Origin of the sequence: Rhizobium sp. rho-13.1 (genome assembly GCF_007000305.1) — a bacterium.
Classification (GTDB): domain Bacteria; phylum Pseudomonadota; class Alphaproteobacteria; order Rhizobiales; family Rhizobiaceae; genus Rhizobium; species Rhizobium rhododendri.
The window spans coordinates 257,936-279,672 of sequence record NZ_SCFL01000006.1 but is presented as its reverse complement, the minus strand read 5'-3'; the positions used below and the strand labels follow the sequence as shown (position 1 = coordinate 279,672).

The following is a 21,737-nucleotide window of genomic DNA, read 5'->3' as shown; positions in this document are numbered from 1 at the left end:
CCTGCTTGCCGACCTTCCAAACCGAATCCCAGCTGCCGAGGTCCGACCACAGGAAGGACGAGGGGACAACGGCGGCATTCGACGTTTTTTCCATAACGGCATAGTCGATGGATATGTCGGGGCTCTTGGAAAAGGCCTCGCTGTCGAGACGGGTGAAGTCGAGATCGCGAACGCCCTTGGCAAGGGCTTCCTTGGCTGCCTTGACCACGGCCGGTGCAAATTCGTTCAGCTCCGCCAGCAGTGGCGTCACCGGGAAAACGAAGATGCCGGAGTTCCAGTAGAAGCCGCCGGCAGCGAGCATCGCCTCGGCCTTGTCGACGGGTGGCTTCTCGATGAAGCGTTTGACCGCATGGGCGCCAGAGGCCAGCGACTTTCCGACTTCGATATAACCGTAGCCGGTGGCAGGCTCGGTCGGGGTGATGCCGAAGGTGACCAGCTTGCCTTCCGCCGCCGTGGCACGGGCGATGCGGATGCAATCGAAATAGGTGGCGTCTGCCGTGATCTCGTGGTCGGAGGCCAGAACCTGGATGATGGTGTCCTTGCCGAAAAGATCGTTGGCGAGCGTTGCGGCGGCGGCGACGGCGGGGGCCGTGTTGCGGGCAACCGGCTCGAGCAGCACGGCTGCAAGTTCGATGCCGAGCTCGCGGGCTTGCTCGGCCACGAGGAAACGGAACTCCTCATTGGTGACGACGATGGCCGCTTCGTAAAGATCCCTGTCGGAAACGCGCGACAGGGTGTTCTGAAACAGTGTCTGGTCTCCCACGAACTGGATAAACTGCTTTGGCGCCGTGGCGCGCGACAGCGGCCACAATCGACTTCCCTTGCCACCGGCCATGATGACCGGGACGATTTTTGCTGCCATGAATTCGATCCTCGTGTCTTTAATTGTGTACTTCGCGATCGTTTAGCGACGGATTGCGCTCCGTCAGCTAGATGTGAAGGGCAATGCATCTAGCATTTCAGGCTCTTAATTCCTAGCTCACAACCTCTCCAGCTATACCGAAAAGAGGAAAAAAGCTTGATTGAGTTGAGGGGTGCAACGGAGGTCGCAGCTCCCACCATCAAAACGAGTGCGGCTTTGCAGACGCGTCGCTGAAACAATTGATCAGGCCTGTTGTTTCAGCCGCATATTGAGCGTACGGTCGCCATAGCCGTTGCGCCGGCTCTCCCCGCGCTCATAACGTACAGCTCCGATCAGGCCATCGACTTCAGCCTCTATAATCAGTTCAGTACGCTTTCGGCAATAGCGGGAAGAAAATCGGAATCTCCACTCTTCGCGGCAAGCTCGGTAAGGGGTAATCCATCCTCGGTCATCGGGTACTCCGTTCGGTCAGGTTGAAGCTTCGCAACCCCACCTTCTCTGACGTGCCCGGTGCTCACCAAACTCCCGTGAATACCAGCGTGTATTTCCACCGCGATTATCACTCTAAGCACCTCCGAATTTATACCATCCCAGCGGACAGTATCTATTCTAACACTAATCTTGAGCTATGTTGTGTTTCGCGCTGATGCGTCTGACAGAAGTGTTTTTGGGGGTCGAAACCCATGCCTCCATGGCAGCTTTACCAAAACTTCAGGGCAAAGGCCCGGCGCAGTTGCTCCGTTTTGCGAGCGTTTCCGATAGAGGAGGGGGAACGCGTTAAATTTGAATTGATCAGATGAGGCTAGTGGTCTGCAGGCGGAAGCTTACCTTGACAGGGACGACGTTGGTCGTGTTTCAGAAGTGTTGGATAGGGCTAAGGCCCGATATACACGCCGCGCTATCGCGCAAGCCCACATCGGGGCATTATAATTATTAGGGGCCCTGTGAATGCGTATTCTTCATTTCTTCAAGACCTATTATCCGGATTCGTTCGGAGGAGTGGAGCGAACCATCCACGCCATCGCGAAAGGCGCGCTAGCGCAAGGCATACAGTCGGATGTGCTATCGCTTAGCCGCAACCCGCTCGCAAATGCGGTGGAATTCGACGGTCACACAGCGCACAAGGCAAAACTAGATTTCGAGTTCGCCTCTACCGGCTTTTCGCTAGATGTAATTTCGAAGTTCAGAGAACTCTCCGCGAAGGCCGATGTAGTGCACTACCATTTCCCTTGGCCGTTTATGGACCTCGTCCATGTGCTGACTCCGCCGGCAAAAGCGACGATCGTCACCTACCATTCCGATATTGTGAAGCAGAAGTCACTGTTGCAGCTCTACAAGCCGCTAATGCACCGCTTTTTGACGGGTGTCGATCGTATCGTGGCAACCTCTCCCAATTATCTGCAAAGCAGCGAGGTGTTGCAGAGATACCGCAACAAAGTTGAGGTAATTCCCATCGGTCTGGACAATGTTGATTGTCCACGCGCATCCGCGAAAGTGAAAGGCGACTGGAAAAATAGGTTTCCCAGGCCGTTTTTTCTGTTCGTGGGCGTACTTCGCTACTATAAGGGAATACATACTTTGATCGAGGCGGCGAAAGATGTCGACGCCGATATTTTGGTCGCTGGCGATGGACCTATGGACAGAGAGCTGAAAGCCCAGGCGACGCGTGCTGGCTTGTCCAATGTACATTTCCTTGGTCAGATAGGGGATATTGACAAAGCCGCACTTCTGGAGCTGTGCACGGCCTTCGTGTTTCCATCTCATCTGCGTTCAGAAGCCTATGGACTATCACTTGTCGAGGCGGCGATGTTCGGCAAACCTATGATCAGTTGCGAGATTGGTACCGGCACGAGTTTTGTAAATAAAGACGGCGAGACTGGGTTCGTGGTGCCGCCCGCCGATGCGGCGGCACTGGCGCAGGCGATGCGTGCATACCTCCAAAATCCCGATCTTGTCGTGTCTCATGCATTGGGAGCGCTAACGCATTATCGAAATGAACTGGGCTCGAAGAGCATGGTTCAACGTTACTGCAGCTCGTACGAAGATCTAATAGCTTCTTTTCAGGGGCGTCTAAAATAAAGGGCCCAGCGAATTGAAACATTGCCAGACTGCTGGCGGCTAGTTTTTTGCACAACTGGAGCGGACGCTGCCATTGTCGGACAGATAAAAGACTAGCAGTCGCGAAATAACGGTAGCGTTCTGATGTTCAGTTATTCAAAATTTTTCGGTGGCTCCCAGCACTTCTCCACTGTAGTATGGATCGTTCAGATAGCCTGCACCCCAGGATTGTGGTAGAACACTGGAAGAGCGGTGGTCTCGAGCTAATCAAAAGTGTGAGCGTATACCAAGGTTAATGCGCGTCGAAGTCCTTCGACTCGCACTTCGAGAGATAGAAACGCGTGGGCGTTCCGTAATCGACAACAACAATTAAGGTAATGGCCTGACGCCTGTGACCTTGGCTAACTCCATCCGCCGATATTCCGCGGCATGAGACCTTGAGCAATCGCACCAGACAGCTTATCCCAGCTTTGATGACTGCATACTTGATTTCAGATCCTTCTTAGGTCAAACAGGCGTGACTTCATTCGGGGGTATCTATGGCGCCGCACATATCGTTGGTCGTTCCTGTTTATAAAGAGGAGGGGAATATTCGCCCCTTCCTGGCTCGCGCAGAAGCCGTTTTTGAACGGATGGGCAAAACCTATGAGATAATTTTTGCGCTTGATCCTTCTCCCGATCGGACTGAAGAAGTGATTTTAGGCGAAATCGATCGCAACCCAAGAGTGAAATTATTAGTCTTTTCACGGCGCTTCGGTCAGCCTGCGGCTACCATGGCAGGCATATTGAGTAGCTGTGGTGAAACCTGTGCGGTTATCGACGTTGATCTGCAGGATCAGCCGGAATTGATCGAACAAATGTACAACAAGCTATCCGAGGGTTACGAGGTGATATATGCCACCAGACGCAGCCGTCGGGGAGAAACCTGGTTCAAACGATTGATATCCCACTTTGGGTATACAGTTATAAATAAGCTCAGCGATGTGAAAATCCCCCGTAACACAGGCGATTTCCGTATAATGACACGTCGTGTGATCGAGGAGCTTCGGAGCCTTAATGAAACTCATGGCTTTCTGCGCGGTCTCGTGGCTTACGTTGGCTTCAAACAGGGTTTTATCGAATACGACCGGGATGAGCGGTTTGCTGGGCAGGGCAACTACAACCGCTTGACAGGATCTCTCAAAATTGGCCTGAATGGCCTTATCAGCTTTAGCTCCCGTCCCCTTTTCATGATGTCGATTGCAGGGTTTTTCCTTGCTGGGCTTAGCTTTTTGCTTGGTGCATGGTATGTCATGCAGAAAATCATCGGCGTCGAACTCACGCCAGGCCTATCGACTACTATACTGGTCATCAGTTTCTTCTCCGGCACCCAACTTCTTGGTCTGGGATTGATCGGGGAGTACGTCGGCCGCATTTATGATGAAGTGAAGCGTCGCCCGATGTATATCGTTGATCGCAAAACCAACTTTTAGAGGTCACATCGTGTTCCCATTTACACTACCCATCCCTCGGGGACACTCTGCAGAGCCGGTCTGGAACGGTTCTGGGTTTACAATCGGGTCTGAATCGGTGCCCGTTTTGGAGTATAGTGAAAATTTTGAGGGCTGGTCTGACGATTTGACCCAGCTGCACGAAGAGGCCGCCGGTGATCAACATCCAATTGATGTTGCATCTCGTAACCACGCGTTAACCCAGATCGAAACGCACATGCCGAAGTCTGGCGCGGTTATCATGGACATTGGCTGCTCATCGGGATTCCTTCTCAAGGATTTGAGAAACCGATCCGGACAAAATTTTTTAATCGGTGCCGATGTAGTTAAAGCACCACTTCTCAAGCTAGCGGGGGAATTGAAAAGCATTCCGCTAATACGTTTCGACCTTCTGCAATGCCCCCTGCCAGCCCGGTCTGTCGATGCCATCGTAATGTTAAACGTTTTTGAGCATATTGGCGACGACGAATTGGCTATGCAGAAGGCCTTTGAACTTCTTGCACCCGGCGGCGTGTTGGTTGTTGAGGTGCCAGCTGGTCCTTCGCTGTTCGGACCTTACGATGTTCAGCTCAATCATTTTCGCCGTTATACAAGTGCCGAACTCGAGAGCAAATTGAAGGCCGCGGGTTTTGGTATCGTCAGCAAGTCACATCTCGGCTTTATCATCTTTCCAGCATTCGCGTTGGTAAAGCTCAAGGATAAGTTCTTTGCTGCGAGGGCAAAGCCACAAGTTGTGGCCGAGCAGGCCTCCTCTACAAAAAACAGCTGGCTGATGTCCAAATTGATGCGAATTGAGACAAAATACCTCTCACGTCGTTCTTTGCCGTTCGGTATCCGCGTAACCATGACCGCGATGAAGCCAGTGTAGCGGGGCGTGGATGACAGCTGGGAGATGCGGGGGGCGCCGGTTGACTTGCTCTTTTAGTTCGACACCTAGGCGAGGTTGACAGAGCTGGCATCTAAATGCGCGTTTGACTTAATTTGGCGTCATAATATACGGGGTTTGTTTGAGGTACCAATTTCAACACGTGTTGACGAGCGATCAGCTCTAAAAAATTGTAGCGACAGCCTCGCAACCGGTTGACCATGTTGAGAGAAATACATTTTCATAAAATTATCGAGATGAGTGGTATGCAAGACTGGGGGGCAGCGGTACGCGGACGGTCCGGTAATTGCGCTCAAGCTTCTCAATCGTACGTGTCCGAGTGGTGTCACCCGCTAACCGCTGACTGGTTATGTTCAATAAGGAATAAGCCCGGTTGCGCTCCTAATAAAATTTTTATTTAACGCCCACAATTTGAGATCTGAAAACTCTCGACATATTTTACGGTTAAGCTAGAGGTGCATACCGTGAATATGTGCACGTCGGGCTGTCAGCTCCAACATGGTATTGGTTAAAGAGAAGCGGCAATTGAGATTATTTTCTAATGAGCTGGCGCGGTATGTCATTGTTGGTGGCACCACCGCGATGATTTATTTCGGGCTCGTACTCTTACTGGTAGAAGTTTTCGGGCTTGATGGGGTTTTGCCTGTTAGCATTTCTTATATTGCATCGGTGACGTTTCATTTTTTTTCGAGCAAACTTTTTACATTTCGAGTAGCCAATGGAAACATATCGGGGCAGCTGATCAAATACCTAATAATGGTGGCTATAAATTACCTGGTGACAGCCGTTACTGTATTTTTGCTGGTCGACTACCTCCGATATCCTACCTATATTGGAGCAGGATTTGCGGTTGCAATGACGCTGGTCATTGGCTACGCATTGACGAAATTCTGGGTTTTCAAACTAGGCAGGGTTCACGGTGGCTAAGACATACGTTGTAACGGGTTGCGCTGGCTTTATTGGCAGCAATTTGGTTGACCGCCTCTTGCGCGATGGCAACATGGTGATTGGCGTCGATAATTTTTCGACAGGCCAGCGCCGCTTTATTGAGGGCGCGCTTACCAATACTAATTTTAAACTTGCAGAAATAGACCTGCTCGACACCAACGAATTGAATTTGGCGTTCAGAGGCGGCGAGGCGGTATTTCATCTAGCCGCAAATGCTGACGTTCGGTTCGGCACCCAGCACCCGCGCAAGGATTTAGAGCAAAACACCATCGCCACCTACAATGTGCTGGAGGCGATGCGTGCCAACAGTATCCGCAAGATTGCGTTTTCGTCGACGGGTTCGGTTTATGGTGAGGCACCAGTCGTACCAACGCCGGAAGATGGGCCGTTTCCTGTTCAAACCTCGCTTTATGGAGCCTCCAAAGCCGCTGGTGAAGGGCTAATCTCCGCATATTGTGAGGGCTTCAATTTTACGGCATGTATTTTCCGTTTTGTGTCGATCCTTGGCGAACGATATACGCATGGTCATGTGTTTGATTTCTATCAGAAATTGATGGCTGACCCGCAGCGGCTGCCTGTTCTTGGGAATGGTAAGCAACGCAAGTCCTACTTACATGTGCATGACTGCATCGATGCGATGCTTTTGGCGATGGACAGGGCAGATGGCAAGGTCAACATCTTCAATCTTGGCATCGACGGATATTGCGAAGTGAATGATTCAATCGGCTGGATTTGCGAAAGCCTCGGCTTGGATCCAGTACTTGAATATACGGGTGGCGATCGCGGTTGGATCGGCGACAACCCCTTCATATTCCTCGAAACCAAACGCATTCAAGCTTTGGGTTGGAAACCGAAATATTCAATCCGAGAGGGGGTCCTTAAGACGGTAGAATTCCTTAAATCAAACGAATGGGTATTCGAGGCGAGGGACTGACATGCGTATTACGGTGCAAGGTCTTTGGCATCTGGGATCCGTGACTGCCGCGTGTCTCGCGTCGGTCGGCCACGACGTTATTGGTTATGACGACGAGGTTGCGGTCGTAAACAGGCTTTCTAATGGAAAAGCACCGCTTCTGGAGCCTGGTCTCGATGATCTTCTTGCCTATGGTTTGGCGAGCGGCAACTTGTCCTTCACTACCAATAAAGCGATGGCCCTTCCGATTGCTGAAGTTTTATGGGTCGCTTACGATACGCCTGTTGATGAGGATGATTGCGCAGACGTAGATTTCGTAATGGCGCGGGTGACTGCAAGCCTGTCGCTGCTCGCGCCCGACGCCATTGTACTGATTTCATCGCAGATGCCCGTCGGCTCCGTTCATGAATTGGAAAAGCGCGCATTTGATATGGGTCGCCCAGATATCCAATTCGCTTCCTGCCCTGAAAATCTGCGTCTCGGCGGTGCCCTGAAAGTTTTCCTCCAGCCTGACCGCATCGTCATTGGTGTGCGCGACGACGTGACGAAAGCGAAACTGCACGCAGCACTGGTGCCGATCACCGAGAAGCTTGAATGGATGGGGGTGGAATCAGCCGAGATGACGAAGCACGCGATCAACGCGTTCCTCGCAACCTCGGTAACCTTCGCAAACGAGATCGCCTCTATCTGCGAGATGGTTGGTGCCGATGCGAAGGAAGTCGAACGCGGGCTGAAAACGGAGATGCGTATCGGCCCGAAGGCCTATCTTTCGCCTGGCGGACCATTTGCCGGGGGCACTTTAGCACGCGACATCGTTTATCTAGGCGACGTCAGCCGCGGTTCTGAGGTGGAGACGCCCTTATTGTCGTCCGTCAAGGTGAGCAACGATCAGCATAAGAGCTGGGTGCGGCGCAAGATTCTGGGTCTTGCCAAGGGTTCCAGTAATGTCAGCGTCGCTGTTTGGGGTCTGACTTACAAGCCAGGCACCAGTACACTGCGTCGATCGCAATCAGTCGAACTGTGCGATTGGCTTATATCGCAGGGCGCAACGCTTCACGTTCACGATCCTGCCGTTACAGAGCTGCCGCCTCATTGGAAGGGTAAAGTTCAGCGCCATGATGTCGCCCATACTGCCGCCGCCGAAGCTGACATTCTGGTTATAGGAACTGAATGGCCGGAATATCAAGAAGAGTTGAGCAATGTGTCAGCGGCTGCGCTCGCTTCTTTTGTCGTCATAGACGCAAATCGTTTTCTATCTTCCCAGGCGACAGCCCTTGGTGTCAGATATATAGCCGTCGGAAGCCAGCAAATGTAATAGAGGTTTTATCTTGAACGGACAATTGGCTGGCAGAATTGCCATTATTACAGGCGCGAACCAGGGTCTTGGTCTCGAAATTGCCAAGGCGTATGTCGGCGAGGGCGCGAGCCTTATGCTTTGCGCGCGTAATGCGGATATGCTTTCTCAGGTTGAGACCGATCTTAATCTTAACCTTGCACCTGGGCAGAAGATTGTCTCACATGTGGCCGACGTGTCGAAGGAAGCGGATGTAAAAGCCGTGGCAGCGGCCGCCTTTTCGGAACTCGGTGGCTGCGATATTCTCGTCAACAATGCTGGCGTTTACGGACCAAAGGGTAACATAGAGGACGTCGACTGGTCGGAATGGGTCCGCGCCATGGAAGTGAATGTCTTCGGTTCGGTCATGATGACAAGAGCAGTACTGGGCCATTTCAAGGCTCGCGGTTACGGCAAGATCGTTCAGCTATCGGGTGGCGGCGCCACCAATCCGCTACCTCGCATCAGTGCCTACGCAACCTCCAAAGCGGCTATCGTGCGATTTGCTGAGACGCTCGCAGAAGAAGTGCGAGGCACCGGCATAGACGTTAATTGCATTGCCCCAGGGGCGCTTAATACGCGGATGCTCGATGAGATTATAGAAGCGGGCCCTGAAAGAGTTGGTCAGGCCTTTTATGAAAAGTCTCTCAAACAGAAAGAAGCCGGCGGAACGTCGTTACAGGCTGGCGCAAATCTTGCCGTTTTCCTGGCATCGGCGAAAAGTGATGGTATTACTGGTAAACTGATAAGTGCTATCTGGGATAACTGGGAGAATTGGCACGAGCACCGGGAGGAGTTGGCCCGAACTGATGCCTACACCTTGAGGCGTATTGCGGGGCGCGATCGTGGTATTGATTGGGGAGATAAATAGCCCCCACGAAGTACGGCGGACATCCGGGCGACAGTATTTCTTGGGCTTGTACGCATCTCTGGTTACTCCACAATGAAAAGATCGCTTGCATGTGTTGCGCTGTTACGGCTATCGACTTGCGATATGCGACTGAAGGATGGTTCGTGAATGGCAGATAAGCGCTTTGCAGTGGCCATTATTGGCTGCGGGCTGATTGGTCAAAAGCGAGCCAGAGCTTTGGGGCCCCGCGGTAAGTTAATTGCCTGCGCAGACTCGGATGTAGCGCGGGCGAGAAGCCTCGCCGCAGCCGCAGATGGCGCTTTCTTTGAAGATTGGCGGGAACTACTCCGCCTTACTGACGTCGAAGTAGTGATAATCGCCACGCTGCACGATTCACTAGCTGAGATCACTCTTGCGGCAGTTCGGGCTGGCAAGCACGTTTTAGTAGAAAAACCGGCTGCCCGCACTTCGGCAGAACTACTACCTGTGATGTGCGCCGCTCAGGAAGCTGGTGTCAAGGTACATGTCGGGTTTAGCCATCGCTATCACCGCGCTTTGCGTAAAGCGAAAGAGATTGTTGGTAGCGGCGCCCTTGGCGAACTGATGTTCATCCGCGCTCGCTACGGCCACGGTGGCCGGCTTGGTTACGACCGGGAGTGGCGTGCAAACCCCCAGCTTTCAGGCGGCGGTGAGCTTATTGATCAGGGGCCACATCTGATCGATTTGTCGAGGTGGTTTCTTGGAGACTTCACAAGTTCAAGCGGTTTTGCGCACACTTACTATTGGGACATGCCTGTCGATGACAACGGCTTTATGCTGTTAAAAACTGAAGATAAGAAGGCGGCCTTCCTACACGTTTCCTGTACAGAATGGAAAAACCTATTTTCCATGGAAATATATGGCCGCGACGGCAAGCTGGAAATAAGCGGACTTGGTGGTAGCTATGGTGTGGAGAAACTGACCTATTACAAGATGCTGCCGCAGATGGGCCCCCCGGAAACATCTGCTTGGGAATACCCCATGGCGGATAATTCGTGGGAGGTCGAAATAGCGGAATTCTTTGAAGACATCACTTTGAATCGAGCCCCTGAGGCTGGGCTAAATGATGCGTTCGAGGCACTAAAGATTATTGAGAAGATCTATCAGGAGTCCGGTTATGATCATAGCGCGTAGTCCATTGCGCATCACCCTCGGTGGCGGCGGCACGGATCTTCCTTCCTACTATCGAGATCACGAAGGCTTTCTTGTATCCGCAGCGATCGACAAATATGTCTATGTCACAGTCATGCGACCGTTCTCGGAAGGCATTTATCTTAAATATTCACATCTTGAGCATGTCGATAAGATTTCTGACGTAAAGCACCCGATCATCCGAGAGTCTTTGCAGATGATGGGTTTCAACACTCCACAGATTGAAATTACAACATTGGCGGATATTCCGGCGGGAACCGGTCTTGGCTCATCGGGTAGTTTCACGACAGCCCTCCTAAAGGCGCTTTACACCCACCGCAAACGCCATCTCCATCAGGAAGAACTTGCAGAACTTGCCTGTCACATCGAGATTGACCGTTTGGGAGAGCCAATCGGGAAGCAAGATCAGTATATCGCGGCGGTTGGCGGGATTACTTGCTTTACCTTTCACAAAGATGACAAAGTCACAGCCGAGCCGCTCGGGCTATCCATGGATACCATGTTTGCGCTTGAGGACAACCTGCTACTGTTCTTCACCGGTTTTTCGCGTAGTGCCAGCGGCATCCTCAAGGATCAGCAGGTTAAGTCGCAAAAACACGATACAGAGATGCTCAAAAACCTGCACTATGTGAAGGATCTCGGGTATCGCAGCCGTGACGCCCTTGTTAGCGGCAATACAACGCAGTTTGGCGAGTTGATGCATGAGCATTGGGAGCACAAAAAGCGTCGATCTGGTGGAATGAGCAATCCTCAGATCGATGAATGGTATGACCTTGGTATGAAGAACGGTGCTGTCGGCGGTAAGCTTGTCGGCGCGGGCGGTGGCGGCTTTCTCATGTTTCTCGCTCGCGACCGGACCCAGCTACGACGCACTATGGCGGATGCAGGTCTTGAAGAAGTTCGCTTCCGGTTTGATTTCGAAGGCACGAAGGTGGTTTTGAGCTCATGACGATGACAGTTGCAATTCTCGCGGGCGGTCTCGCCACTAGGCTGCGTCCCATTACGGAGACAATCCCTAAGGCGCTCGTCGAGGTCGCTGGCAAGCCTTTCATATTTCATCAGCTATCCTACCTCCATGCTCAGGGGATCCGTAAGGTCGTGCTATGTATAGGTTACCTTGGCGAAATGATCGAAGAATCAGTAGGTGATGGGTCAAAATTTGGCTTGGAAGTCCTCTACGTCGCAGATGGCTCAAAACTGCTGGGGACAGGCGGCGCCTTGCGCAAGGCGCTACCACACCTGGGTGATGCTTTCTTCGTGCTTTACGGCGATTCATTCTTGCCAATCGATTTTACGTTGGTTGAAAAGGCCTATCACCGCAATGCCAAGGCGGCGCTCATGACCGTACTTAAAAATGGCGATCGTTGGGATAAAAGCAACGCTCTTTATGTCGATGGCGCGCTGGTTGAATACAATAAGCGCCAACCATCGCAGGACATGCAACATATCGATTACGGGCTCGGTGTTCTACAGGCGCGATCAATCGCGAATTGGCCTGACGAGGTATTCGACCTCGCCGACCTTTATCACAACCTATCGATCGGGCAGCAATTGGCCGGTTTCGAGGTCTTTGAACGTTTCTACGAAATTGGCTCGCATGCCGGTCTAAAAGAAACGGAAGCTTATTTTACAGAGGGACGAAAATAGTGACATACGCAGCAAAGCATCTCAAGGAAGCATCTGACATCATCGCCCAGCTGGATGTTGATGCGATTGAGCGCATGACAGATCTTCTAGTCACGGTGAAGGCTGAAGGCGGGCGCATCTTCTTCCTCGGCGTAGGTGGAAGCGCCGGCAACGCTTCCCACGCCGTCAATGACTTCCGCAAGATTGTTGGCATCGAAAGCTATGCACCTACGGACAATGTGTCCGAGCTGACAGCGCGTACTAACGACGAGGGTTGGTCGACGATTTTCATCGAGTGGCTAAAGGTAAGTAAACTTAATGCCAAGGATGTGCTTTTCATCCTCTCTGTAGGCGGCGGTAATCTTGAGAAGAACATAAGTCCTAATGTAGTCGAGGCACTCAAACTAGCGAAAAGTGTCGGTGCCAAGATTACCGGCGTCGTTGGTCGTGATGGTGGGTACACCGCGAAGGTCGCCGATGTGTGCGTTGTGGTGCCCACAATCAATCCCGAAACGATTACGCCGCATTCGGAGGCTTTCCAAGCTGTCGTGTGGCATCTGCTTGTTTCTCATCCCAAGCTGAAAGCCAACGAGACGAAATGGGAATCGGCGGGCCGCTAAATGGCAAAGGCTATTTTTCTTGATCGAGATGGCGTCGTAAACCGAGCGGTTGTGCGGAACGGAAGACCTTTTCCACCGGCTAGTCTTGCAGAGATGGAGATTTTGCCGGGGGTTAAAGAATCGCTGACAAGACTGAAAGCTTCAGGCTACTTGTTGATCGTAGTCACGAATCAACCAGATGTAGCGCGCGGCACGGCAACGCGTGAGACGGTGGAGGAGATTAATGATTTCCTTCTCTCTGCATTGCCTATCGACGAGTTTCGCACTTGCTATCACGACGGCGAAGACGCCTGTGACTGCCGCAAGCCGAAGCCGGGCCTCCTTTTGGCGGCGGCGGCCTCTCATCACATAGACCTTGGCGCAAGTTTTATGGTCGGTGACCGCTGGCGCGATACGGAAGCTGGCGATCGGGCGGGCTGCAAAACCATATTGATCGATTATGGCTACAGTGAAAAACAACCACTAACCGTCGACTACCGCGTTTTGTCGCTTAAAGAGGCCGCGGAAATCATATTGGGAGAGAGAACGTGAAAAAAATTGAAGACCTCAACGTCAAAATTTTCGCCGACGGCGCGGACAAAGCGGGGATGCTGGAAATGTATGCCAAGCCCTTCATAAAGGGCTTAACCACAAACCCAACGCTGATGAAGAAGGCGGGCATTACCGACTATGCTGCGTTTTGCAAAGACATTCTAAAGTCAGTAGCGGATAAACCTTTATCTTTCGAAGTGTTTTCTGATGACTTCGCAGAGATGGAAAAGCAGGCGCTCGAAATCGCCAGTTGGGGAGAAAATGTATATGTTAAGATACCAGTCACCAACACTAAGAGGGAAACCTGCTACGCATTGTTAGAGAGACTAGCCGCCAACAAGGTGAAGATGAACGTTACCGCGATCATGTCGTTGACACAAGTGCGGGATGTAGTGGCAGCTCTTGATCCGAATGTCCCGAGTTACGTCTCAGTTTTTGCAGGCCGAATCGCCGACACTGGCCGCGACCCAGTTCCACTAATGGCCGCTGCCGTCGAAATGCTGAAAGTAGCACCGGCAGCTGAGTTAATCTGGGCAAGTCCACGGGAGCTTCTCAATATTTTCCACGCAGATGCCGTCGGATGTCAGATCATCACGGTCACCAATGACATTCTGAAAAAATTGGCGCTGGTCGGTTACGACCTCGACGCATATTCGCTTGATACCGTCGAGATGTTCTACAAGGACGCCGTCGACGCCAACTTTAAGCTGTAAAAGGCGTGCGGACGTGAACACCGGTGCTAGCACCCGAATAGTGGTCAGAACTGCCATTCGGATGCTCCATCATCTTTTCATGGAATTAGCCTATTTTGGTTTGCCTTAGCCAGGATCGGGGTAAGGGTTCTTCGACATGTATAGGCCGGCAATAATCTGGTGCATTTCTATTGTTTCGGTCGCCTTATGCGGCCTCATTGTGTTTTCGATGCCATTTGCGCAAGAGTTCATGTTTAGCTCGGACCAGCTTGCAGTTCCGTCACTGGTCGATGATATCCTCTTTAACCCAAATTTCTCCCTAACATCCTGGATGATCCCGCGCGCGCCGTATGTCTTTCCTGATGCACTTGTCTTCTTTTTATTACGTTTGTTATTCACCGATAATTATCTCGCTGTGGTTGCGCAGTTGTTGCTGCATGTAGCGCTTATATTTCTTGCAGCTCGACTAGTCTTGAAACGTGCGATATTGGAAGTATCGAGGGCCACCTTCGCTTGGTACATTTTTCTCGGCCTCTCGATGTCGATATTGGCCGTCGCGCAATCCGGATTTGCGGGGCAACATTTCGATGCGTCGATGCCGATCCAGTTGTTCCTGCCGATTACCCACGGTACAGCAGCTGCCTGTGCCGTGCTTTCTTTTTGCTTGTACGAGCGTGTGATAGAGTCCCGCTCGCTACTTCTTCGTGCCGTATTTTTGTTCTGGTGCACGCTCGCGATATTTTCGGACAAACTATTCATTGTCTTCTTTGCGTTTCCATATTTTTTCTGCGTGTTGCTGGCGACGCCGAACCTTGAGGGTGTCAAGCGTGCTTTTGCCTTTACGGTCAACGTTGGTCTTGCCTTTGCTCTGGTCATTTATCTCGACAATCTTTTTACACAGCAAACAATCGACCCACTCTCCTTCCCAATCAAAGCGAGACTTGGCGTAATCATCGATCTATTTAAGAGAACCCCAATCGCCTCAATTATTATGTTCAGTCTCTCCATTCCTGCGTTTTACGTGGGAATAAAGCTGTTGCTGTCACTACCTAAGCGCGAGGCGAATTTCATAGATCAACGTAGGGCTCAAGGTTTTATCGTCCTAATGACCGGTGCCGGTCTGTCGGTAGGGCTTTTGCTCTGGCAGACGCCAAATTCAGCCTACTCGCGTTATATGGTTGGCATGCAGATGGGTGGGCTTCTAGCATCCGCGTTGCTTATATCTAGCTGGCGGAGGCGTATTTTGATTTCCTTCCTACTCTGGATGGCCGTCAGCATGGCTGCGATAGTTGTGGCATTAAACCTCCGGCCCGAATCTGCTTTGGGGCCGTTTGCGGAGCGGAAGCGAATAACGGACGGGTTGCGGGAATGTCGTGAACGGTTTGGGCTTCAGGCGGGCTACGCACAATATTGGCAGGCCAGGAAAATATCGGTAATGACAGAATGGGAATTTCAAATAAACCAATTTGAGCCGGACTTTCCGGTTCCATTTTTCTGGGGTAACAATCTTTCGTGGTTCTATTATAGGCTCGCTAGTGGACAGCAGCTGGTGTCCAATTTCATCATCGACGATGCCTTGCCTAAGAGCGAAATCTTTAGAATGTACGGAGTTCCATCCGTCCAGGCGGACTGCGGCGGCCTTCACGTCCTTGTCTATAACGATGCCACCGAACTCCAGCGACGTGTCCAGAAGATTATTACCGATCGCTATGCCTTGAAAGACCTGACGAGAAATTTTCCTCCAGACTTCTCACCTGTTGGTTGGGCACTGGGGGTTTACCAGTTGGCACAAGTTCCCAGGCAGACCGGAGAGCTAGACCAAGATTCAATTGTGGCCAAGTCACCACAGGACAATGCCGGTTTTGTAATGTATGGTCCATACTTAAAATTGCCGTCTGGACGTTATAGTGTAGAGTATTCGTATAGTTGTAGTAATAACGCATCACCAAATACGTTCGAAATTACTGCTGAGCTTGGATCTCGCGCGCTGCAACGGGTGCAGCTCCAAGCTTACGATCCCAGCTGCAATGGCACTCTTCAGCATCTGGCCCTGAAGTTCGATCTTGATAAGGAGACAGCAAACATTGAATTTAGGGCTTTCTTTGGTGGCTCGGGAACCTTTGAATTAGAGGAAGTTCGTCTAGACGCGGGAGAAAAATGATGCGACGCCGTGCAAAAGCCTAGGAAGACGAGATGCTCGAAGCATGTGATGCAGCCCAAGCCCTACGCACTCTATCACATCCGAGCGCTGTCGCTGGTCTGTGGATTTGTATATCGTTGTTGTAATTTCATATCAAACCACCTAAGCCGTCCCTGAGATGCCTGAGGCTCAAAAGGCGGAAGGACTCTTGTCGGTAGATGGATTACTTCGGAGACGAACGTGAAAAAAACAGCATTGGTGACCGGCATCACCGGTCAGGATGGAGCCTATCTTGCAGCACTTCTGCTGGAAAAGGGCTATGAAGTTCATGGCCTTGCACGCCGTTCTAGCAGCTCAGACGTGAACCTCAGTCGCCTTGACTGGCTCGGTATCACTAAGAATGTCAGAATCGTGGACGGCAATTTGCTCGATCTGTCTGGCATTATCCGCACACTTCGTGACATAAAGCCTGATGAGGTTTACAATCTTGGTGCGCAGTCGTTTGTCAAATCTTCTTGGCAACAACCAATTCTCACTGGTCACGTAACTGGCCTCGGTGTCGCCAACATGCTTGAAGCGGTCCGCCTCGAACTGCCCGATGCACGATTTTATCAGGCGTCATCGTCTGAGATGTATGGGTTAATTCAGGAGCCGATGCAGTCTGAGATAACTCCTTTCTACCCACGATCCCCTTATGCCGTTGCGAAGCTGTATGGTCATTGGCTGACTGTGAACTATAGAGAAAGCTTTGGTCTACACGCTTCAAGCGGAATTCTCTTTAACCACGAGTCCCCTCTGCGCGGTATTGAATTCGTAACGCGAAAGGTCACTGACAGCGTTGCACGTATCAAGCTCGGCGCAGCAAGCGAACTACGCCTCGGCAATATCGATGCCAAACGTGATTGGGGTCATTCCAAAGATTATGTTCGTGCAATGTGGATGATGCTGCAGCAGGACGTTGCAGACGACTACGTAATTGCCACTGGCCGAACCACAACTGTACGCGACATGTGCAAGATCGCATTCGAACATGCCGGTCTCAACATAGACGAGCATCTTGTTATAGATTCGGATCTCTTTCGTCCGGCGGAAGTAGATGTACTCCTTGGCAACCCCAAGAAAGCGAGAGACGCATTCGGTTGGGAGGCGACTATTTCCTTAGAAGATATGATCGTCGAGATGGTCGATGCGGATTTGAAGCGTCTGGCTCATTTAAAGACTGCATAGAGGCAATTCCCGATGTCAACGCAGCACAGGATCCTTGTTACCGGCGCATCTGGGTTCGTTGGCACTTGGCTGACGAGGGTCTTGTTGGACTTTTCCGCGGACGCCAATTTGGCGTTGGTGACTGCGGGACGCGGATCTGGGTGCGATATTAACCTAGATGTGACACATAATTCCTCAGTCGTATCGGTACTGCGCGACTTCCGCCCGACTGCGGTTGTCCATCTCGCAGCGATCACGGCTCCACAAGAAGCCCGAAAAAATCCTACTGAAGCATGGAATGTAAATTTTCACGGCACGATCAATTTGGCGTCTGCTGTATTGAGCGAAGTGCCTGAATGTAGGTTTGTGTTCGCCGGCAGTTCAGAGGCGTATGGGCAGGCCTTTGCGGATTCCGCTCTCGTCACTGAAAATAACGCGTTGAAACCGATGACTGTTTATGGGGCAACTAAGGCTGCTGCCGATATCGCTCTGGGACAAATGCATTTCGATGGTTTGCGTTCAATCCGTTTTCGTCCGTTCAACCACACTGGGCCAGGCCAGGCGGAAACTTTTGTTGTTCCAGCTTTTGCAAGCCAGATTGCTCGGATCGAGATTGGCCTCAAACCACCAGTTATTGAAGTGGGAAATCTTGCCGCTCACCGAGATTTCCTCGACGTGCGCGACGTCGTCAACGCTTATGCGCTCGCGGCCTTAGGTAAAGGTCGCAATGTAGAGGGTAAGGTTTTCAATCTGGCCTCAGGTAAAACTGTGGAGATCCGCACTATTCTCGAGATACTCGTGAGGTTGTCAGGCCTTAACATTGAGGTAGTCGCCTCGCCTGATCGAGTTAGGCCAATCGAAATTGAAATGGCACGCGGAGACGCTAGCGCAGCATTGAAATGCTTCGGATGGATGCCCCAGATTAACCTAGAAGAGACCATACAAGCAGTTTTGTCAGACTGGAGAGAGCGCGTCAATGCACAGTAAACATTACCGGGGTCTCTCATCGTGCTGAAGAGCCTCTGGCAGTATCGCTATTTCATATTATCATCAATTCGGGGGGAGCTGAAAGGCCGCTTCGCGCGCTCATATCTAGGGGGTTTGTGGTTTCTATTGCATCCACTTGCGCAGTCACTGATTTTTTCGATTGTTCTAGCTGAGGTAATGCGTGCGCGGATGCCGAACATGGAAAGCCCCGCAGCCTACCCGATCTATTTGCTGTCTGGGATGGCGGCTTGGGGATTGTTCAGTGAAATCCTCAATCGTAGTATCACTGTTTTTATCGAACAGTCGTCGGCCTTGAAAAAAATTGCCTTTCCGCGGCTCTGTCTACCAGTAATTGTTTGGGGGGGAGCAATAATCAATCATCTCTTTCTCCTTCTGGCGATTGCCGTAATATTTCTCTTTTTCGGACATTTCCCAGGTAGAGCTTGGATCTATATCCCCGTCGGAATTGCACTTATTTCCGCCATGGGATTTGGACTGGGTGTTTTTCTTGGGGTACTTAATGTCTTTGCCAGGGATGTTGGGCAAGTGATGACAGTCGTTATGCAATTGTGGTTTTGGTTGACGCCAATCGTATATGTGGAAAATGCGATGCCCGAAAATGTCCAATCCTATATAAAACTTAATCCTATGACGGGGCTCATCGCTATTTATCAAGATGCACTTTTGCTGAACAAGGCACCTGACTTCTCGGCCCTAGTGCCTTCTGTTGTAGTGGTTGCTGTAGCGGTGACCGCGTCTTTTGTTTTGTTCCGCCGGGCCAGTCCAGAATTGGTTGATGCACTCTAATGTCAAATGTCCTTATTGTTTCAAGTGTTAGCAAACGCTACGCTTCATACAAAAGCAATATGCACCGATTTGCCACCTGGTTTGGCGCTAGTATTGAGCCAGTATCGGAGTATTGGGCTACTCGCGACGTGTCATTTGAAGTCAAGGCAGGCGAAGCCCTTGCCCTTATCGGCCAGAACGGTGCGGGAAAAAGCACACTCTTAAAGATGATTACCGGTACTGTGCGCCCGACGTCTGGTGACATTACCGTATACGGCAGAATCAGCGCGATTCTTGAGCTTGGTCTTGGATTCAATCCAGAGTTTAGCGGCCGCCAAAACATCTATAATGCCGGTGGTCTGATGGGTTTTTCGCAAGATGAACTAAGGGCACTCATGCCATCAATCGAAACGTTCGCAGAAATTGGCGACTTCTTCGATCAACCAATCCGTGTGTATTCGAGCGGCATGCAGGCTCGCCTCGCCTTTGCGCTCGCGACGGCAAAGCGCCCGGACGTACTTATTGTCGATGAGGTTTTGTCGGTCGGAGATAGTTATTTTCAGCACAAAAGCTTTGATAAAATCAGGCAGTTTAAAGATCAAGGCAGCTCAATAATATTGGTAACGCATAGCCTCGGCGACGTTCGGGCTCTTTGCGACCGCGTCATTCTCTTGGACAAGGGTAAAGTACTTAGAGACGGGCTACCAGACGAGGTGGTGGATTATTACAATGCAATGATCGCTGACAGAGAAAATGCGAAAGCGTCGGGCGGAATAGAACAAGTCCGTGGAGATAACGGATGGATGAAAACCCGTTCCGGCACCCTTGAAATTTCAATTTCGAAACTCGTACTTTTAGATGAAGATACCCGTGCAGAGGTAAGTGTTGTTAGAGCAGGCCAACGCTTGTTGCTTCGGTTGGAAGCATCGACGAAAGCCATGATACCAAGCCTAGTTCTTGGATATATGTTGCGCGATCGAACCGGTCATTTGGTTTGGGGAACCAACACTTGGCATACAAAGCAGATTATTCATGATTTAGAGGCGGGACAAATCGTTGTTTACGAAACTCATTTCACATGTTCATTAGGCCCCGGCTCCTATTCTTTTTCTCCAGCACTGGTTGCATCGGATACCCACCTTGAAAAAAATTACGAATGGCAAGATAACGCTTTGGTTTTTGACGTCGTAAATACTGATCACGATACTTTCGTAGGGACCAATTTCCTTGATGCGAAATTTGTGATTAGCAGGGTGCAGTGATGTTCGTTTCTTACGCTCAGAACTTTGAAGACGCTATGCTGTGGCGCGCATTGAAACATATCGAAAGCGGCTTCTATATAGATATTGGAGCTCAGGATCCAGTTATTGATTCAGTAAGCCGGGGCTTCTATGAAGTCGGTTGGCGTGGCATACATGTAGAGCCGACCTCCGAATACGCTTCTAGATTGCGCGAGAACCGCCCGGATGAAGCCGTTCTGCAGAACGCAGTTGGCGATGGCATCGGCTCTATTCGGTTTTTTGAGTTTCCGGAAACAGGTCTTAGCACGGGAAATTCACTTGTTGCAGAGCAACATAAATCGCGAGGCTTTCGCTGTCAGGAAATTGAGGTAGACCTGATTTCACTGGATGCGCTCTTTGATCGTAACAAGACTAAACAAATTCATTGGATGAAAATCGATGTCGAGGGAATGGAAGGTACGGTTCTCGCTAGTTGGGCCGAAAACTTGGCTAGACCTTGGATTGTTGTAATAGAATCGACGGAACCTCTTTCAACGGAAAGATCCGAGCCTTCTTGGCAAAGCCAACTTATTGATCGTAATTACGAACTTTGCTATTTTGACGGCCTGAATTGCTATTTCGTCCACCAAGATCACTTAGAACTGAAGGTCGCGTTTGACACTCCGCCTAATGTGTTCGACGACTTTTCGCTATCTGGCACGGCAACTTCACTGATTTCGGCGGTTATGAAGAATCGCCTGGCTGAAGTACAGGCAGAAGCCGCGGTCCGCGAGGTTGGGCTCCTCGAGCAGCTATCTGACTGCCGGGACCGGGAAGTTGAGATTCAACAGGTGCTGTCTGAAAGTCGAAGACAAGCAATGGACCGGGAGCGCGATTTACTTCAAGAGTTGGAGAGTATACGTGAATATAACTCGAGCCTAAAGCATTCACTGTCTGAGAGTCAAAAGAATGCCGAATACTTTCATAATCGCTTGATTTTGATACACGAGAGTTTTAGCTGGCGGATCACAGCGCCGTATCGTGTGACGTCTAGGGCAATTAAAAGGACCTCAGGGCTGATAGGCAAAATAACGCTGCGGCTTCGCAATATCGTGACTCGATTTCCGCGCTCTGCATTTCGTCTAATCGGTGGAATCATCCAAAAGCACCCACGTCTTTATAATCTGACGCGTAGGACGATCAATAGGTATCCTTGGATCCGGATGCTGGCTACACGTTTCTCGGCAATTCAGGTTAAGCCAACTCTCCACCGTCAGGCGTTTCCAAGCGTTGAAAACAATCGTGATACTCACAGGCTCGCGCTGTCGAAAGAAGAGCTTTCAACAATATCCCGCGTGGCTCGCAGCAGAGCTCGCCAGTTCAGCATCCGCTAAGACA

At 51.0% G+C, this 21,737-nt stretch carries 20 protein-coding genes and 1 pseudogene; 19 read left to right on the top strand and 2 right to left on the bottom strand.

Annotated features, from left to right (window positions below):
• The coding region (locus EQW76_RS17530; protein WP_143123036.1) for a mannose-1-phosphate guanylyltransferase/mannose-6-phosphate isomerase at nt 1-862 on the bottom strand (862 nt) is incomplete at its 3' end.
• A gap of 258 nt (nt 863-1,120) precedes the next feature.
• Nucleotides 1,121-1,314: pseudogene (locus EQW76_RS29825) on the bottom strand (transposase); the annotation flags it as partial.
• Nucleotides 1,315-1,810: 496 nt separating this feature from the next.
• Here EQW76_RS29825 and EQW76_RS17525 point away from each other — a divergent pair.
• The 19 genes from EQW76_RS17525 (at nt 1,811) to EQW76_RS17435 (ending at nt 21,733) form a co-directional block, all read left to right on the top strand.
• Nucleotides 1,811-2,941, top strand: a complete 1,131-nt coding sequence (locus EQW76_RS17525) for a glycosyltransferase (RefSeq protein ID WP_143123035.1) — start codon at nt 1,811-1,813, stop codon at nt 2,939-2,941.
• 518 nt (nt 2,942-3,459) lie between these two features.
• Nucleotides 3,460-4,392, top strand: a complete 933-nt coding sequence (locus EQW76_RS17520) for a glycosyltransferase family 2 protein (RefSeq protein ID WP_143123034.1) — start codon at nt 3,460-3,462, stop codon at nt 4,390-4,392.
• 106 nt (nt 4,393-4,498) lie between these two features.
• On the top strand, nt 4,499-5,278 hold the full coding sequence (locus tag EQW76_RS17515) for a methyltransferase domain-containing protein (protein WP_143123033.1): 780 nt from the start codon (nt 4,499-4,501) through the stop codon (nt 5,276-5,278).
• Nucleotides 5,279-5,794: 516 nt separating this feature from the next.
• Nucleotides 5,795-6,223: a GtrA family protein gene (locus EQW76_RS17510; protein ID WP_143123032.1), complete on the top strand. Its 429-nt coding sequence runs from the start codon at nt 5,795-5,797 to the stop codon at nt 6,221-6,223.
• Nucleotides 6,216-7,178 carry an NAD-dependent epimerase/dehydratase family protein gene (locus tag EQW76_RS17505; protein ID WP_143123031.1) on the top strand — a complete coding sequence of 321 codons (963 nt, stop codon included), beginning with the start codon at nt 6,216-6,218 and terminating at the stop codon, nt 7,176-7,178. The genes EQW76_RS17510 and EQW76_RS17505 overlap by 8 nt, the downstream gene beginning before the upstream one ends.
• Before the next feature lies 1 nt (nt 7,179).
• The gene (locus EQW76_RS17500) at nt 7,180-8,472 is read left to right on the top strand and encodes a nucleotide sugar dehydrogenase (RefSeq protein WP_143123030.1); all 1,293 of its coding nucleotides are present in this window, start codon (nt 7,180-7,182) and stop codon (nt 8,470-8,472) included.
• Nucleotides 8,473-8,485: 13 nt separating this feature from the next.
• A complete protein-coding gene (locus tag EQW76_RS17495) occupies nt 8,486-9,361 on the top strand; it encodes an SDR family oxidoreductase (RefSeq protein ID WP_143123029.1) in 876 nt (291 codons plus the stop codon).
• 147 nt (nt 9,362-9,508) lie between these two features.
• Nucleotides 9,509-10,513, top strand: a complete 1,005-nt coding sequence (locus EQW76_RS17490; RefSeq protein WP_143123028.1) for a Gfo/Idh/MocA family oxidoreductase — start codon at nt 9,509-9,511, stop codon at nt 10,511-10,513.
• The gene (locus EQW76_RS17485) at nt 10,497-11,480 is read left to right on the top strand and encodes a galactokinase (protein WP_143123027.1); all 984 of its coding nucleotides are present in this window, start codon (nt 10,497-10,499) and stop codon (nt 11,478-11,480) included. Before EQW76_RS17490 ends, EQW76_RS17485 begins: the two co-directional genes overlap by 17 nt.
• The gene (locus EQW76_RS17480; RefSeq protein WP_202617240.1) at nt 11,477-12,178 is read left to right on the top strand and encodes a nucleotidyltransferase family protein; all 702 of its coding nucleotides are present in this window, start codon (nt 11,477-11,479) and stop codon (nt 12,176-12,178) included. The genes EQW76_RS17485 and EQW76_RS17480 overlap by 4 nt, the downstream gene beginning before the upstream one ends.
• Nucleotides 12,178-12,777, top strand: a complete 600-nt coding sequence (locus EQW76_RS17475) for an SIS domain-containing protein (protein ID WP_143123026.1) — start codon at nt 12,178-12,180, stop codon at nt 12,775-12,777. Before EQW76_RS17480 ends, EQW76_RS17475 begins: the two co-directional genes overlap by 1 nt.
• Nucleotides 12,778-13,308, top strand: coding sequence for an HAD family hydrolase (locus tag EQW76_RS17470; RefSeq protein WP_143123025.1), 531 nt, complete (start codon nt 12,778-12,780; stop codon nt 13,306-13,308). It abuts the gene before it with no gap.
• A complete protein-coding gene (locus tag EQW76_RS17465; protein ID WP_143123024.1) occupies nt 13,305-14,021 on the top strand; it encodes a transaldolase in 717 nt (238 codons plus the stop codon). Before EQW76_RS17470 ends, EQW76_RS17465 begins: the two co-directional genes overlap by 4 nt.
• Nucleotides 14,022-14,250: 229 nt before the next feature.
• Nucleotides 14,251-16,161 carry a hypothetical protein gene (locus EQW76_RS17460; RefSeq protein ID WP_143123023.1) on the top strand — a complete coding sequence of 637 codons (1,911 nt, stop codon included), beginning with the start codon at nt 14,251-14,253 and terminating at the stop codon, nt 16,159-16,161.
• Between the two features lie 219 nt (nt 16,162-16,380).
• A complete protein-coding gene (locus tag EQW76_RS17455; RefSeq protein WP_143123022.1) occupies nt 16,381-17,367 on the top strand; it encodes a GDP-mannose 4,6-dehydratase in 987 nt (328 codons plus the stop codon).
• Between the two features lie 12 nt (nt 17,368-17,379).
• Nucleotides 17,380-18,333 (top strand): GDP-mannose 4,6-dehydratase, encoded by a 954-nt coding sequence (locus EQW76_RS17450; protein ID WP_143123021.1) that lies wholly within the window; start codon nt 17,380-17,382, stop codon nt 18,331-18,333.
• A gap of 21 nt (nt 18,334-18,354) precedes the next feature.
• Nucleotides 18,355-19,140, top strand: coding sequence for an ABC transporter permease (locus tag EQW76_RS17445; RefSeq protein WP_143123020.1), 786 nt, complete (start codon nt 18,355-18,357; stop codon nt 19,138-19,140).
• A complete protein-coding gene (locus tag EQW76_RS17440) occupies nt 19,140-20,381 on the top strand; it encodes an ABC transporter ATP-binding protein (protein ID WP_143123019.1) in 1,242 nt (413 codons plus the stop codon). Before EQW76_RS17445 ends, EQW76_RS17440 begins: the two co-directional genes overlap by 1 nt.
• Entirely contained in the window at nt 20,381-21,733 is a 1,353-nt protein-coding gene (locus EQW76_RS17435; RefSeq protein ID WP_143123018.1) for an FkbM family methyltransferase, read from the top strand. Before EQW76_RS17440 ends, EQW76_RS17435 begins: the two co-directional genes overlap by 1 nt.
• Nucleotides 21,734-21,737: the final 4 nt, after the last annotated feature.

Bases quoted from the DNA above. Each gene is read 5' to 3' on its own strand.
- EQW76_RS17510 (WP_143123032.1), top strand. From the start codon at position 5,795: ATGGTATTGGTTAAAGAGAAGCGGCAATTGAGATTATTTTCTAATGAG.
- EQW76_RS17460 (WP_143123023.1), top strand. From the start codon at position 14,251: ATGTTTAGCTCGGACCAGCTTGCAGTTCCGTCACTGGTCGATGATATC.
- EQW76_RS17490 (WP_143123028.1), top strand. From the start codon at position 9,509: ATGGCAGATAAGCGCTTTGCAGTGGCCATTATTGGCTGCGGGCTGATT.
- EQW76_RS17435 (WP_143123018.1), top strand. From the start codon at position 20,381: ATGTTCGTTTCTTACGCTCAGAACTTTGAAGACGCTATGCTGTGGCGC.
- EQW76_RS17520 (WP_143123034.1), top strand. From the start codon at position 3,460: ATGGCGCCGCACATATCGTTGGTCGTTCCTGTTTATAAAGAGGAGGGG.
- EQW76_RS17450 (WP_143123021.1), top strand. From the start codon at position 17,380: ATGTCAACGCAGCACAGGATCCTTGTTACCGGCGCATCTGGGTTCGTT.
- EQW76_RS17500 (WP_143123030.1), top strand. From the start codon at position 7,180: ATGCGTATTACGGTGCAAGGTCTTTGGCATCTGGGATCCGTGACTGCC.
- EQW76_RS17470 (WP_143123025.1), top strand. From the start codon at position 12,778: ATGGCAAAGGCTATTTTTCTTGATCGAGATGGCGTCGTAAACCGAGCG.
- EQW76_RS17485 (WP_143123027.1), top strand. From the start codon at position 10,497: ATGATCATAGCGCGTAGTCCATTGCGCATCACCCTCGGTGGCGGCGGC.
- EQW76_RS17440 (WP_143123019.1), top strand. From the start codon at position 19,140: ATGTCAAATGTCCTTATTGTTTCAAGTGTTAGCAAACGCTACGCTTCA.
- EQW76_RS17480 (WP_202617240.1), top strand. From the start codon at position 11,477: ATGACGATGACAGTTGCAATTCTCGCGGGCGGTCTCGCCACTAGGCTG.
- EQW76_RS17525 (WP_143123035.1), top strand. From the start codon at position 1,811: ATGCGTATTCTTCATTTCTTCAAGACCTATTATCCGGATTCGTTCGGA.